12 protein-coding genes are annotated in these 13,752 nt (G+C 61.1%); 4 read left to right on the top strand and 8 right to left on the bottom strand.

Going from position 1 to position 13,752, the window contains the following annotated elements:
- Positions 1-438 precede the first annotated feature (438 nt).
- Together ABJF10_RS22025 and ABJF10_RS22020 are read right to left on the bottom strand one after the other, a co-directional pair.
- The gene (locus tag ABJF10_RS22025; protein ID WP_348546766.1) at positions 439-684 is read right to left on the bottom strand and encodes a hypothetical protein; all 246 of its coding nucleotides are present in this window, start codon (positions 682-684) and stop codon (positions 439-441) included.
- A gap of 127 nt (positions 685-811) precedes the next feature.
- Complete coding sequence (locus ABJF10_RS22020; protein ID WP_348546765.1) at positions 812-3,505, bottom strand: alkaline phosphatase family protein; 2,694 nt, start codon at positions 3,503-3,505, stop codon at positions 812-814.
- 175 nt (positions 3,506-3,680) lie between these two features.
- Here ABJF10_RS22020 and ABJF10_RS22015 point away from each other — a divergent pair, with 175 nt between their 5' ends.
- Positions 3,681-4,835 carry a hypothetical protein gene (locus tag ABJF10_RS22015; RefSeq protein ID WP_348546764.1) on the top strand — a complete coding sequence of 385 codons (1,155 nt, stop codon included), beginning with the start codon at positions 3,681-3,683 and terminating at the stop codon, positions 4,833-4,835.
- A gap of 58 nt (positions 4,836-4,893) precedes the next feature.
- Here the strand turns inward: ABJF10_RS22015 and ABJF10_RS22010 are convergent, their stop codons facing one another.
- The 4 genes from ABJF10_RS22010 to ABJF10_RS21995 all read right to left on the bottom strand — a co-directional run bounded on the left by ABJF10_RS22010 (position 4,894) and on the right by ABJF10_RS21995 (position 8,718).
- Positions 4,894-5,889, bottom strand: a complete 996-nt coding sequence (locus ABJF10_RS22010) for a metallophosphoesterase (RefSeq protein WP_348546763.1) — start codon at positions 5,887-5,889, stop codon at positions 4,894-4,896.
- 31 nt (positions 5,890-5,920) lie between these two features.
- Positions 5,921-7,354 (bottom strand): phospholipase C, phosphocholine-specific, encoded by a 1,434-nt coding sequence (locus tag ABJF10_RS22005; RefSeq protein WP_348546767.1) that lies wholly within the window; start codon positions 7,352-7,354, stop codon positions 5,921-5,923.
- A gap of 193 nt (positions 7,355-7,547) precedes the next feature.
- Entirely contained in the window at positions 7,548-8,360 is an 813-nt protein-coding gene (locus ABJF10_RS22000) for an NnrS family protein (RefSeq protein WP_348546762.1), read from the bottom strand.
- Complete coding sequence (locus ABJF10_RS21995) at positions 8,242-8,718, bottom strand: Rrf2 family transcriptional regulator (RefSeq protein ID WP_348546761.1); 477 nt, start codon at positions 8,716-8,718, stop codon at positions 8,242-8,244. The genes ABJF10_RS22000 and ABJF10_RS21995 overlap by 119 nt, the downstream gene beginning before the upstream one ends.
- 170 nt (positions 8,719-8,888) lie before the next feature.
- Here ABJF10_RS21995 and ABJF10_RS21990 point away from each other — a divergent pair, with 170 nt between their 5' ends.
- Both ABJF10_RS21990 and ABJF10_RS21985 read left to right on the top strand, forming a co-directional pair.
- The gene (locus tag ABJF10_RS21990; protein ID WP_348546760.1) at positions 8,889-9,470 is read left to right on the top strand and encodes a group 1 truncated hemoglobin; all 582 of its coding nucleotides are present in this window, start codon (positions 8,889-8,891) and stop codon (positions 9,468-9,470) included.
- Between the two features lie 44 nt (positions 9,471-9,514).
- Positions 9,515-10,795, top strand: coding sequence for a hypothetical protein (locus tag ABJF10_RS21985; protein ID WP_348546759.1), 1,281 nt, complete (start codon positions 9,515-9,517; stop codon positions 10,793-10,795).
- 41 nt (positions 10,796-10,836) lie between these two features.
- On the opposite strand, the gene ABJF10_RS21980 is transcribed toward ABJF10_RS21985, so the two are convergent.
- A complete protein-coding gene (locus ABJF10_RS21980) occupies positions 10,837-11,184 on the bottom strand; it encodes a DUF3088 family protein (RefSeq protein ID WP_348546758.1) in 348 nt (115 codons plus the stop codon).
- A gap of 131 nt (positions 11,185-11,315) precedes the next feature.
- Between ABJF10_RS21980 and ABJF10_RS21975 the strand changes: the two genes are divergently transcribed.
- Positions 11,316-13,103 (top strand): chloride channel protein, encoded by a 1,788-nt coding sequence (locus ABJF10_RS21975; protein WP_348546757.1) that lies wholly within the window; start codon positions 11,316-11,318, stop codon positions 13,101-13,103.
- Here the strand turns inward: ABJF10_RS21975 and msrB are convergent.
- Positions 13,100-13,621: a peptide-methionine (R)-S-oxide reductase MsrB gene (gene msrB / locus ABJF10_RS21970; protein ID WP_348546756.1), complete on the bottom strand. Its 522-nt coding sequence runs from the start codon at positions 13,619-13,621 to the stop codon at positions 13,100-13,102. The genes ABJF10_RS21975 and msrB overlap by 4 nt on opposite strands.
- Between the last annotated feature and the right edge of the window lie 131 nt (positions 13,622-13,752).

Here is a 13,752-nt window from a genome sequence, read left to right as displayed (position 1 = left end):
GCGTGAGGACGGCGCAGATGATCGCTGCCCGACCCACCAACTCGGGAGTCTGTGCCTTGGGCGTGGCGTCCGCCGCCCTTGGCACAGTCTCCCCCGGCGCGAGCCGCATCAGGAGGCGTTGCGGAACCTCGGTGCCGCTGAGAGGGGTCTGTCCGAAACGCTGCGGTTCGGACGAGGGGAGAGACCTCTCCCCAGGAAATCCAATACCAAACTGCTGCCCATCAATTCGTCCCGGCGCTGTATCGTTGCCCAACGATAACGCTCGTCTCAGGCAGTTTGGCGAACCAAATGGATCTTCATAAAGTTCGATTCTAGCGGATGGCCAACAGGGACACCGGCAATGACGAGAATCCTGTCACCGACCGAAACAAGCTGTCGTGTACGCACTTCGTAATCGTCGAGAGTCGTACTCTAAAGTAGATCGGCTCGGCAGAGAAATTATGGCGCTAAAGCCTGCCGCGCACGGCAGAAGGAAGGCTCGTAGGTTTGTTTCACCTCCGGGTAGAGATGATCGCGGTGCATCGTCATCCTCGGAAAGAGAAGAAAATCGTCGGTATAAAACCAAGTGTCGGCCTCCCGGTGCAACTGGCGACGCCAATCGGCCATCCAGCAATAGTCGCGAAGCTTGCGAAACTCACTGCCGAGTTGCCGAATGAGCGGGTCGTCCGGCACAAGTGTGTCCATCGCGGCGCGCGTGATTTCCGGGTGCGGCCCCACGCGAGCAGACTTGTCGGCAGGCCCAACGCGGCGCAAGAGGCGAGTAAGAGCAGATGGAATCTCACAATTAGCTCACCGGTGAGATCGGCATCCTTTAGTGGTCGTCCTTCACCGACGTCGCTGCCCACTTCGGAAACGGGACCGCTGGCCCTTTCATGGCGCGCCAGAGAATGCCATTCAAGACATCTTCGGGACAGCGATCGGCTTCCTCGAGCGGCAGACGGGCAGAGACGATGGCGTCTTTGCGCAGCGCGCGGTCGCTTATTTTTTTGGGCGCCGGATTGAGTTGATCCAGCGGCACTTGATTGGGAACCGACGCGAACGGCGTTAGGTCTGGTGTATCGATAAAGCAATCGCTCATCGGGGTCGCTGTCGCATCGAGTTGATTCATCGGTGGGAGTCCGACAATCAGCTCGATCGTTCGCATGAGACTCGTTTGGTTGTATTGAGAACTAATCGTCTGCCCGCGCTTCGTGTAGGGGCTCGCGACATAGCAGGTCGTGCGATAGCCACTCACGTGATCCCAGCCAGCCTGGGGGTCATCCTCGACGGCGAAGAGGCAGGTCTCCGGCCAGAAGCTGCTGTGGCTAAGAGCCTCGACGACCTGCCCCAGCGCAAGGTCGTTGTCTGCGATCTGTGCGGCTGGCGTGGGCGCCTTGCCGCGCGTGCCACCGGTGTGGTCGTTCGGCAGAAAAAGAATGACCAGGTTCGGAAACACTCCCGTCGCTTCAAACTGTTTGAGTTCCTTGCTGAACTCAGCGGCTCGCACCACGTCGGGCACGTTGAGATCCCAGCCGACCGTGTCGAGCTTGCTATGTTTGCGCAATGACTCAATGGCGGGCTGTGAGGCGAGCTTTGTCTTGCCGGCACCGGTTTTGAAATCATCCCAGAAATCCTGCCACGCCGGCTTGTCCTTGCGCGCGGTGTCCTTCCAGCCGGCATTGGTCATCATCCACTCTCCGTAGTTACGAAAGGTCTTCCCGTGCGCGAGCGCATTGTCCCAGATGAAGCCGGACGAGGCCCAGGCGAGTGCGTCGATGCCGTCCTCGCTCTTGCCACCGGGATAGCTCCGCGGAAATGCCGACGTGACTTGCCGCTCCATGTAGGCATTGGCGATGGCGCTGTCGGTCCATTGGTGACCGTCGGCGCTTTGCACGCCGGAGCAGTAGGTGTTGTCGAGCAGGACGAATTCGCGGGCGATCTTGTGTTGGTTGGGGGTGAACTTCTCGCCAAAGATACAAAGGCCGGCGTCGCCATTGCCTTCTTTCATATCGCCGAGCACCTGATCGTAACTGCGGTTTTCCTTGATCACATAGACGACGTGCTTGAACATGCTCGGCTCGCCGACGCGCCCTGGCACGGGGCGCGCGGCTTGGTCTGGACGTGCGGGTAACTTTGCTTCTTCGAGCTTGGGATAGCGCATGTTGAGGAGTGCGACCTGAGTCATCGCGGCGAGTTCCTCCTCTTTCGGCACCGGCACGAGCGAGACTGTACCGAAGAAATCCTTTGAGTTGAGTTTCACGGACTCGCCGGGCTTGAAGACCTTTTCCACACCGATGCCTTTGATGTTGGCCACGCAGAGCGCCTTGCGTCCCTCATCGAACTCGATCGCTCCAGGGAACCAACCAACCGGGATCAAGCCGAGCACCTTCGATTCGTGTTCTTCCGGCTCGAACTTGATCACGGCCACCGCGTTCTGCGTGCCGTTACAGACAAATAGGCGCTTGCCGCCGCGGTCGAAGGCGAGCGCATTCGGCTGGGCGCCGAAAAGATCAGCCGGCGTCTGTCGCGTCCATATCTTCTCGGTGATTTGATCGGTCTTTGTGTCGATGACGGTGAGGGTGTCGCTGCCGGTATTTGCAACGACGACATATCTGCGGTTCGGCGACGCTTTGATGGCGGAAGCATGCAGTCCCGTGACGAGTTGGGCTTTTACCTTTCCACCGATGAGGTCAATGACAGTCACCGAGCCTTCGCTGGCGATGTATCTCACGGGATCGACGCGCACGGTCGTGCCGCGTCCCGCCGGTGCAACGAGGTCCGCGTCGTCGGGACGGCGCCCGCCAGAGTTACTCACGTAGGCTTTGCCCACGGCGAGTGCGACCTCAAACGGCGCGACGCCGGTGTCCCACGATCGGAGCACCTTGCCGCTCTCGGCATCGAGTTCGTGAAGCTGATTGGCCAGGTTGCCGACGACATAGAGGCGCTTGCTATCAGCCGATACGGCAAGCCCCGCAGGGATTTCCATTTTGCGCTTGGACGTTCTCGCCTCGGGCACCGCGAAGGTCGTGAGAGCGCTGATCTTATGCTGCTTATCGACGGCGAAGACCTTCACGTTGCCGGCGACGTTCGACAGGTAGATGCGCGCGCTGTCGGGCGAGAAAACGAGTCCAGTGAGGCTCAACTGCGAGCCCGGTTCCGCGCCGGGCTTGGTCTTTGGAGAGGTCGGATCCACCTGCTCGGGCGGCAGCGCTACCTTTTGCAAAAGCTCGCCCGTGGCTGGGTCAATCGCGACGAGGTTTGGCGTTTTTCCCGCAGTCACCAGCAGCTTGCCATCGGGACTGAGCGCCAGTGCTTGTGGGCGCATCTCCGGCAGGTCCACTTGGTGACCCGCAGGGGTCAACACCTGGTTCGTCGGGGTGAGGTAACGGTTCTTTGCAAGTCGCCCGACGGCTTCCGGTCGCGCCGCGACGAGCGCTGGTTCCTTTGCGAGAAGCGGCAAGGCGCAAAAGAGGAATGCAACGGCGATGATGCCGAGGAGCCGACGTTCGACAGGGGAGATTTTCAAGCAGGGGAACACAAGGGGGGATTGCACAGAGATGAGTCTTCCCGATGCTCACGTGCCAGTCACGGAAAACGCGCGGATCACACGTTCTCGGCGGAACTCGCATCCGAGGTTCGCCACGAGCGCATCCTTCAAGTAAACACTCTCTCGAAACGCCTTCCGCAAACCATCGACGACTTTGATCAAACTTGCCTTCCTTCTCTTTCTCACCTGCCTCGGCGCGGACGCTGCGGAAATCGAGCGCATCTGGCTCACGCATCAGACGAATGCGCCGGACAAGTTGGTGGTGAACTGGGAGAGCAACGAGCCCGGCGACTCCGTGGTCGAGTTCGGCGTCACCCCCGCGCTCGGTGAACGCATCGTGCGCGAGGAATCAGTGAAGCTGCATCACCTTGAGATTCCACTCGCGCAGAAGAATGTGACCTATCATTACCGCGTGCGATCCGGTCTGGACGCTTCCGCGGTGAATACCTTCAAAGGCTATCCAAGCGATGAGTTGCGCGTCGCGGTGGTCGCGGACACTGGCTACACCAAGCAACCGTGGGCACCCGCCGTGCAGCGCGAGAATCCGCATCTGCTGCTCAGCGCCGGGGATCATGTGCCCGCCTTGCACAGCGGCCAGCCGGTGGCCCGCGAAAACTTCGGCGCCTTCAGCCGATTCGTGGGTGGCTCGGCCACGCTTTTCCGCTCCACACCGTGGCTGCCGGCGCTGGGAAATCACGATCGCGAGATTCGTCCGCGCGGGCCGAAGCCGCCGCCGGAGCCGGTTTACGACATTGAGGCCACGGCGTTCCGTGAGTTCTTCGCGCTGCCCGGCGACGAATGGCACTGGCACTTCGATGTGCCTGATTTCGGAGTTCGCTTTGTGGCGCTCGATTTCAGCCATCTCAGCGACATGGGCACGACCTGGCAGACCTGCCACCCGTATGCGCGCGACGGTGTGCAATTCGGCTGGTATCGCGATCTCATGGTGGCCAGCCGGCAGCCGTTCGTGATCACGATTTACAATGAACGAAACGCGACGGTGCGCGGATTGGAAGGCGGCGAATGGAGCCGCATGATCTCCCAAGGTTCTCTGGCCATCACCGGCTTCGGTTACTTCGGCGAGCGGGCGGAAGTGAACGGCTTTTCGTTTTACAACACCTCAGTCGGCGGCACCGGCACGCCCTACGCCGACCCGAAGTCCGCCGTCTTGAAAAGCGAGGATAACTTCGTGCTTCTCACCTTCCGCCGAGCGCCCGCGCAGTTGCGCGTCGAATTGAAAAACCTCAACGGCGAGGTGCTCGATCGAAAGGAGTTCTCACCGCGCCGCGAAGGAGAAAGTAAGCCATGAACAAGCCACTCACGCGCCACCATTTCCTCGGAGTAGTAAGCGGACTGCGACTACGGTTTTAGAGGAGTTCTACGTTTCCCGGCGGCGTCTTGGCAAAGGCGTGCAATTGCCTGCCATCACCATCGATGTGGCGAATGACCAGCCGTTCGTCGGTGATCTGGAGATGAGTAAACCCATGAACGCCTTCGCTAAAGCGATTGAGCGCAGTCGATTTGTAAGTCTGCTTTTCTCTCAAGGTCGTGCCGCCACCGCCCGTCACGATGAACGAGGTGGGGTGACCATCGAATTCGAGATGTTCGAGATCGTGAATGTGGCCGCAAAAATATAAGTGCGCGGAATGCTCGCGAAACAACGAGTCCCATTCGGCGATCAACACCGAGCTATCTCCCGCATTGGAATAGAGGGGATGATGTCCGCACACCACGAGGAAGCGGGTCGTGCGAGGCTTCGCCAATTCCGCCTTCAACCACATTGCCTGGGCAGTCCGCTCTTCCGCGTTGAGCGACAGCTTTTCCGGCGTGGCCTTTTGGTAGTTGCTGTCGAGCGCGAGGAAGGTCACGAGCGGACGGTCCTGCGGAAAATCAAAGCGATACCATTTGGCCGGCATGGTCCAGCGCGTGCCGGGATGTGCCGCGGCGTACGCCAGTTGGGCTTCGGCTTTTCCTGCTGGCTCGACGTTGTAGTCGTGGTTGCCGAGCAACGAATAGCAAGGGCCGCGAAACTGCGATGGCGGATACATTTCCTCGAACTGCGTCTGCCAGCGCGGACACGCCGCTCCGCCGTCGAGCTGACCGTAAAAATTGTCGCCGAGCAGGAAGAGCGCAGACGGCGCAATGTTCTGCTCCCTGGCGTAGGATCCCATCGCCTGGGCCACCTGCCGCTGCGGATCGATGCTGCCCGCCGCACCCCAATCGCCGAGCAAAAACATGTGCTCAGCTTGCGCATCCACGCGGGCGGCGGCGCGCAGATTGAATCGTCCCGCAAACAACGCCGCCGCGCTGAATCCGAAGGTTTGGAGAAACTGGCGGCGGGAATGAAGCTGATCAACGGGCATGGAATTTCGGGTGTTCTGAAAGCGTTAATAATCAGGCGGCGTTTCGCGGAATGCGTTTGCGCTGGCCCTTCTCCTGCGTCGGCGCCTTTTGCTCAGCGCCCGGCAGAGTTGGTTTCGGGAGATAGGCGGATTCGTAGCGAGCGCGGCTGAGAACGTCGCCGGTTCCGGGCAGCGCTGGCGGATTCGCCTTCGCCTCGTCGAAGCGAAACGCGGAGGTGAGATCGCCGAAGGTCTGCCGGCGCCAGTCGGTGATATTCGGCTCTTTCACGCCGGTGAACTTTTCCAGGAACTGCAGCACCGAGGTGTGATCGAAGGGCTGGCTGCATACCCAGCCGCCCGCAGTCCACGGCGAAACGACGATGCACGGCACCCGGAAGCCGGCGCCGATCGGCAGGCCCTGCACATATTCCTTCGCAGTCCCCGGCGGCGGCGTGGGCGGGACGACGTGGTCGAAGATTCCGTCGTTCTCGTCGTAGTCGAGGATGAAGACGGTCTTGGCCCAGACCTCGGGATTGGACGCAATCGCGTCGATCTTGCTGGCCACGAAGGCCGCGCCCGCGGCGGGCATGAAGTCGGGATGCTCCGACTGGGTGCTCGTGGGGATGATCCACGAGACCGCCGGCAGATTGTCGTTGGCGGCATCGTATTCAAACTTGCCCTCGGGCTCGCGAATCAGCCCTCGCGTGTAGAGCGCGGAGTCCCGGTCGGCTTCGCGGAATGTTTTGAAATGCTCCAGCATGTTGCAGCCGTAGTTGTCCTGCTGCTGATAGACCTTCCAACTCACGCCCGCCTTCTCCAGCCGCTCGGCATAAGTCGTCCAGCCGAAGCCTTCCTTGATCGGCCGGTTGCTGGTCATCGGTCCGCCACCTTCGCCGGCCCCATCGATCGTGCCGGTCATCCAGTACATGCGGTTCGGCCACGTCGGTCCCATCACCGAGCAGTGGTAGGCGTCGCAAATCGTGAACGCCTCGGCCAGCGCGAACTGGAACGGGATGTCCGCGCGCGTGTGATAGCCCATGACATACGGTGCCCGCGCGCCTTCCGCCTTGCGATGGGCGGGCAGCCAGTTGTCCATTTTGCCGCCGTTCCAGGATTCGTGCTGCACCGGCCACGAGTGGTTGGTCGAGGGCATCTTCTGCGCGTTCGTCTTCCGGGTATCGAGATGAAAGGGCAGCAGGTAGCCGCTCGGATTCTCGGGATCGGGTTGATAGAAAACCGACTTGCCGTCGGGTAGCTTCAGCGCATCGGGATCGTCGAATCCGCGCACGCCGGCCATCGTGCCGAAGTAGTGATCGAACGAGCGGTTTTCCTGCATCAGCAGGACGACGTGTTTGATGTCCTTTAGCGCTCCGGTGGAAGGCGGAGCCTTCGCGAGCGCGCGCCGCACATTCGGCGGCAAAAAGGACGCCGCAAGCGCAGTCGCCGCCGTGGCCGCGGCTGAGCCGAGCAGTCGTCGTCGCGTCATGCAAAGCGATCCAAGGTCGATGTCGGGATGTTCGGCGGGGGAGATGCTCATTGAGGTAAAGGAATAAATGTCCCGGCCTCGCTGCGCGACTGTAAATCGTGCAAGGCAATGGTTTCGTTGACGGGTGGTCTTTGATTTGAGACGCCCTTTCAAGAGGGCCTGCCGATGGGCGCATGGGAATCTCTCGAGTCGTTTAAGAACCGCGGAGTTTCCGGCGCGCGGAGCACGAGAGGTCGCCGGAGGGATCGGCCAGGCGCACTTTCGGGAGGATCGAGAAACCCCACACTCCGGCGGCCAGGATCCACAGATAACTCGCGGCGGTGAGCCAATGCGGACGAGCGGGCGAAAAGTCACCGAAGGCGCGGAGCGCGGCGCCCGCGAGCAGGAGGAAGGTGGCCACTTGCAAGGCGGGCAGGCGCGTTTCGAAGAGTGCTTCATTTCCCGAATGACCAAGCACCACGCGGGTGGCGACGGTGAAGGCGATCAGGCTGAAGCCTCCGAGGAAAACGATGTGGAGTCCGGCGAGGCGCTGGCTGGGCCAGAAGAGCGGGAAGATCAACCCGATGACGAGTGCCCGCAAAGCCAGTTGCGCCGCGAGTGGGGCGGTATGCAGCGGTCGAGATCGGCGGTGAAACGGGATCATCGTGGCGAGATAGACGATCGCCGCGACGGCGCGCAGCCATGCGGCAGCGGGTGCTCGCGGGTCGCTGGCTTCGAGCCAATAGCTCGCGATCAGCGCGAGCCCGGTGCAGCCCCGAAAAGAAGAGCGGCCAAAGCGAGACGCCGGAGATGCCGAGGAGCGTCGCGAGCGGGAAAAAGATGAGGAACGGCTCGGCGGTGCAAAGGCTGAGGAAGGACGGGCGCGGCGCGGGCATGGGGCGGTGGCGTCAGCGCTTCGCTTGCTTGATCGGAGCGCTCTCAACGTCGCCGCGCGACGCGGCGAAAATCGGGCGCAGTTCGCCCGGATTGCGGGCCATGTCGCGCACGGCCACGCTGTCCAGCACATCGAAGAACGCCTGCCGTGCGCGATAGAGCACGGGCTTGAGACGACAGACCTTGGTGATCGGGCAGGTGTTGCTGGCAGCGTCGAAGCATTCCGCGACGTCGAGAGTGAACTCGGTGTAGCGCACGATTTCGCCGATCCGGCATTCGGCGGTATGTGGCGCGAGCATGAGGCCACCGCCAGCTCCGCGGGCGGCGATCAACCAGCCTCCCTTGGTCAGGGACTTGGCGACCTTGGTGAGATGATGGAGAGAAACGCCGTAGGCTTCGGCCACCTCTTTTGTGCTCACCTTTCGCTGCGGGTGGGTCATGAGGTAGAGCAGCAGCCGGAGGGCGTAGTCGGTGTGGGTGGTGAGTTGCATGGGAGACGTGTGCCGGACCCGGATGGGAACGGACACTCGCCGCACAAATATAGCATTTCCGGTTGAAGGGGTATAAGAAATACCTATTCTCCGGGTCCACATCGGTACCGCGCAGGCTCCACGAACCAACCAGCGCCTTTTCCAACGACCAACCACATCACTTCTCCCACATGAAAAAGCTCTTCGCCCTCATCGTCCTCAGCCTCTCGCTTTGCGCGTTTGCCGCCGACCCGGTCGCTCCGGCCTCGGTTGAACCGCTCAACACCGTTTGTCCCGTCAGCGGTAAAGCGGCGGACCCGAAAGTCACCTTCACCTACGAAGGCACTACTTACGCTTTCGCCGACGACACCTGCCGGAAGAAGTTTGAAGCCGACCGCGCCAGCAGCCTCTATCAGCAACTCGGCGGCAAGGCCGCCCTCGACGCCGCGGTGGACCTTTTCTACGTCAAGGTCCTGGCTGACCCGCGGGTGAATTCCTACTTCAAGGACATCAATATGAAGCGGCAGAAGAACAAGCAGAAGGAGTTCCTCTCCATGGCCCTCGGCGCACCCATCAAATACACGGGTGCGGATCTGCGCACGGCGCATCGGGAACTGCCCGGCCTCAATGACTCACACTTCAACGCGATTGCCGAACACCTCCAGGCGACGCTGGTGGAACTCAAAGTGGACAAGGCCCTCATCGATCGCACTCTCGCGATTGTGGAGACCACTCGCGCCGACGTGCTGAACCGAACGAAGCCGGCCAACTGATCGTTCGCTCCCCGGTTGGCGCATTGCGGCGGTGACAATTCATTATGCATTATCCCCGAATCCTCCTCGCTCTGGCCGCTTTGAGCCTCGCGTCACCGGTCGTGGCGGAAGATTTTCAAGGCTCCACCCACGCGCTGAAATATGACGATCCTCCGATCGAATACAGCAAGCAGACACCGCAGGATCGGATCGCAAAACTCCAGGCGCAGATCGTGAGCGGCGAGGTGAAGCTGAAGTGGGACGACGAGTATGGCTGGCTCCCGGCGCTGCTCGATGAACTCAAGATTCCGAAGTCCTCGCAAATGCTGGTCTTCTCGCAGACTTCGCTGCAACGCCGCGAGATCAATCCGCGGAACCCGCGCGCCATCTTCTACAATGACGATGTCTATGTGGGCTACATCCCGCACGCGCCGATGATGGAAATCTCCGCCGTCGATCCGAAGCTCGGCGGCATCTTCTATTCGCTCGATCAGGTGCCGCAGGATAAGCCGTCATTCACGCGCAATCAGGATTGCATCCAATGCCACGTCTCTCCCCGGAGTCTCGGCATCCCCGGCCACTTCGTCCGGTCGTTGCGCACCGATGGCGGCGGCGAGATCATTGCCGGGACGGATACCAGCGAGGTCACGCATTGCACCCCGCTCGCGGATCGCTGGGGCGGCTGGTATGTCACCGGCCAGAGCGGCGCACAGACGCACCTCGGCAATCTTGTCGGACTTTCCGCCTTTGACCGGCACTCGGGCGATCCGAGCTATCGCGGCAATGTTCCCGATCTCCGCGAGATCATCGACACCAGCAAATATCTCACACCGCACAGCGACATCGTCGCGCTCATGGTCCTCGAACATCAGGTGCATATGCACAACTACATCACGCGACTGAACTACGAGACGCGGACCATGACCGAGACTTACGGCCACATTCGCTATCTCAAGAACCAGGTAAACGCCTTCCTGCGCTACCTGCTCTTCACCGAGGAAACGCCGCTCAGCGGGCCAGTCAGCGGCGACCCGCAATATGTCGCAGACTTCACCGCGCCTGGACCGCGCGACTCGAAAGGTCGTTCACTACGCGATCTCGATTTGCAGACACGCACGTTCAAGTACCCGTGCTCATTCCTCATCTACTCCGAAGCCTTCGACCAAATCCCCATGGTGATGCGCGACCATCTTTTGCAGCGGCTCTACGACATTCTTACTGGAAAGGACGAGGACCCGGAGTTCTCCAAAATCACCGCCAACGACCGGCAGGCGGTCCTCGAAATCCTGCGCGAAACCAAGCCAAACCTGCCCGCTTACTGGCAGCCGCTCGCGGCGAAGCAATAGGGCTCTCGCGCCGTCCACGCCCTCGCGGCTCACGGCCGGTATCAGTGAGGAGTTCCGACGCCGTGAACGTGGGCCAGATACTCCGCGATCTCGCGCGCGCCTTCCACGAAGTCATGCCCATTCATCGTCTGCACCTTGAGCTTGGAAGAGTTCGCTGACGGAGCCGCCGCCAGCACCAGCACAGGACAACTCTGATTTTCCTCTCCGAGCAGCGGAACCAATTCCGGGCGCGGTCGTGGAAAGGCGATATAGCGCACTTCCACATGCTCCTTGAGCATTGGATAGAATTCGAGGAGGCCGATCATCTCCGCGCAGCCGGGACAGAAATATGGTCCCTGGCCATTGTCGAGAAAGTCCGGTTTGAGGAGGAAGAGGGGGTCGCGGATCATGGCGGAAAGCTATCGCGATCGGATCGGCAAAGCGCAAGACCGATCACTTGATTATATCGCACCACGATGTATTACTAGCACCTGTTCATGCTTTCATCAGCCCACTGCGAAACCCGGTCGCGCTCCTTTCAATGACCACTGCTCCCCATCGTCACAGTGTCATCTTCCTTTCGGTTACTTCGATCGTGCTCGCGGGAGTCACGACCGTTGTCGCGTGGGCCTTGGTCCAACTCATCTATTTCATCACCAATCTCGCCTTCTACCAGCGTCTCGCGTTCACTCCCGCGTCTCCGGCGAATAATCATCTGGGGCTCATCGTCGTCGTCGTGCCGGTGATCGGCGGGTTGATCATCGGCGTGATGGCGCGCTACGGATCGCAGGCCATCCGCGGCCACGGCATCCCGGAAGCCATGGAGCAAATCCTCCTCAATCGCAGCCGCATCCCGGCGCGCATCACCGTGCTCAAGCCGGTGTCCTCCGCGATCTCGATCGGCACGGGCGGTCCGTTCGGCGCGGAAGGGCCGATCATCGCGACCGGCGGGGCGCTCGGTTCATTGCTGGGACAAATTTTCAGCGTCACGGCCTCGGAGCGAAAGACGCTGCTCGCAGCCGGCGCTGCCGCGGGAATGACGGCGATTTTCGGCAGCCCCATCGCCGCGGTGCTGCTCGCGATCGAGCTTTTGCTTTTTGAATTCAGCGCGAGTTCTCTCGTCCCGGTCGCTCTCGCCTGCGCCACCGCTTCGGCCGTGCGGATTTGGTTTTTCGGTTCGGAGCCGATCTTCGCCATGCCGCTGGTCGCCGTTCCCGGCCCGGCAGTTCTTTTCACCTTTCTCGTGCTGGGCGCCTGCGTGGGAGTCGCGGCGGCCTTCATCAGCCGTGCGGTGTATTGGGTGGAAGATCAGTTCGAGCACCTCCCCGTGCATTGGATGTGGTGGCCGGCGATCGGAGCGGTGGGCGTCGGGCTGATTGGTTACTTCACGCCGCGGACTTTCGGCGTTGGCTACAACAACATCGAGGAGATCGTCGCCAATACCCTGCCGATCCAGATCGTGGCGTGGCTTTGCGCCATGAAGCTTTTTTCGTGGCTCATCGCCCTCGGCAGCGGCACCTCCGGCGGAACGCTCGCGCCATTGCTCACCATCGGCAGCGGTCTCGGCGCGTTGCTCGCCGTCGGTGTGAACCATCTCGTGCCAGGACTGGACTTACCCATCGGCCTCGCCGCGCTGGTGGGAATGACCGCGATGTTTGCCGGGGCCTCGCGCGCGCTGCTCGCCTCGATCGTGTTCGCCTTTGAAACGACCATGCAGCCGCACGCACTCCCCGCGCTACTCGCCGGCGCCACCGCCGCGTTCCTCGTGGCGCACCTCATCTCGAAGCATTCGATCATGACCGAGAAAATCGCCCGCCGCGGTGTGTCCGTGCCGCACAGTTATGCGCCGGATCCACTCGCACACATTCGCGTCGCCGAAGTGATGGCTAGTGACTTTCAAACGATCCCGGCAGCGATGACAGTCGAAGCCCTGGCGAACGGAATCGCCTCCAACGATCCCCTCGTCTCGCGACGCCACGCTTCGCTGATCCTGGATGAAGAACAGCGTCTGGTCGGAATCATCACTCGGAGCGACGTTTTGCGCGCCGCGGATTCCGGGCAGCACCTTCTCCCCGTGCGGGACACGGGCACCGGCACGCTGGTCGTAGCGCATCCGGACGAAACACTCCGCGAAGCACTCGTCAAAATGCTCCGGCACAAAATCGGCCGCCTCCCGGTCGTGGATCGCAGCGATCCGCAGCGAGCCGTAGGATACCTTGGCCGCGCGGAGATTCTATCCGCAGAGACCGTGGATGTCCGCGAACCCGGCTGGATCGAAAGCGCCTTCCCGCGCGTAACCGCGAGCGCCGGGACTTCTCCCGAGACTTAGTTTTTCTCCGCTTCCTTCGGCTCGAAAAGCACCAGCCACTTTGCATAGCCCGCTTCAGTCATTTTTTCTTTGGGGACGAATCGGATCGCCGCTGAGTTTATGCAATAGCGCAGTCCACCGAGTTCCTTCGGGCCATCGTTGAAGACGTGCCCCAGATGGGCTTCGCCCGTCCTCGATCGCACCTCGACGCGCTCCATGCCGTGCGTCTTGTCGGCGAGTGCTTTCACCTCGGCCGCGTCGATCGGCTTGGTGAAGCCCGGCCAACCGCATTCCGTGTCGAACTTGTCCTTTGAGGAAAAGAGTGGCTTGCCCGAGATGATGTCCACGTAAATGCCCTCGCCGTGGTGTTTCCAATACTCGTTCGTAAACGGCCGCTCCGTCGCGTTCTCTCGCGTCACCGAATACTGCAATGGCGTGAGGCGTTTCCGCAGCTCTTCATCAGTTGGAGCAGGGTGCTTGTTTTCAACCTTGGCTGTCATCGGTTTGGGCGTGAAAGGTGCGGGTGATGGTTCGCTCATGGCGATCGGAGCTACTCCCGCAATTCCGACAATGGCGGCAGCAGTGCGAAGAGTATAGACAAGGCGATGTGGCGAGCACGATTGGGAGATCATGATTAGGTAACTTCACTTTCTTGCAAAACACCTTCTTG

Source organism: Chthoniobacter sp. (assembly GCF_040003245.1).
Classification (GTDB): domain Bacteria; phylum Verrucomicrobiota; class Verrucomicrobiia; order Chthoniobacterales; family Chthoniobacteraceae; genus Chthoniobacter.
Note: the sequence above shows the minus strand (reverse complement) of the source record. Positions and strands in the feature narration are given on the sequence as shown.

Excerpts from the sequence above, each read along its gene's own strand:
- ABJF10_RS22025 (WP_348546766.1), bottom strand. The coding sequence starts at position 684 with ATGGACACACTTGTGCCGGACGACCCGCTCATTCGGCAACTCGGCAGT.
- ABJF10_RS22010 (WP_348546763.1), bottom strand. The coding sequence starts at position 5,889 with ATGCCCGTTGATCAGCTTCATTCCCGCCGCCAGTTTCTCCAAACCTTC.
- ABJF10_RS22005 (WP_348546767.1), bottom strand. The coding sequence starts at position 7,354 with ATGACGCGACGACGACTGCTCGGCTCAGCCGCGGCCACGGCGGCGACT.
- ABJF10_RS22000 (WP_348546762.1), bottom strand. The coding sequence starts at position 8,360 with ATGTGCTGGACAGCGTGGCCGTGCGCGACATGGCCCGCAATCCGGGCG.
- ABJF10_RS21995 (WP_348546761.1), bottom strand. The coding sequence starts at position 8,718 with ATGCAACTCACCACCCACACCGACTACGCCCTCCGGCTGCTGCTCTAC.
- ABJF10_RS21990 (WP_348546760.1), top strand. The coding sequence starts at position 8,889 with ATGAAAAAGCTCTTCGCCCTCATCGTCCTCAGCCTCTCGCTTTGCGCG.
- ABJF10_RS21985 (WP_348546759.1), top strand. The coding sequence starts at position 9,515 with ATGCATTATCCCCGAATCCTCCTCGCTCTGGCCGCTTTGAGCCTCGCG.
- ABJF10_RS21980 (WP_348546758.1), bottom strand. The coding sequence starts at position 11,184 with ATGATCCGCGACCCCCTCTTCCTCCTCAAACCGGACTTTCTCGACAAT.
- ABJF10_RS21975 (WP_348546757.1), top strand. The coding sequence starts at position 11,316 with ATGACCACTGCTCCCCATCGTCACAGTGTCATCTTCCTTTCGGTTACT.
- msrB (WP_348546756.1), bottom strand. The coding sequence starts at position 13,621 with ATGAGCGAACCATCACCCGCACCTTTCACGCCCAAACCGATGACAGCC.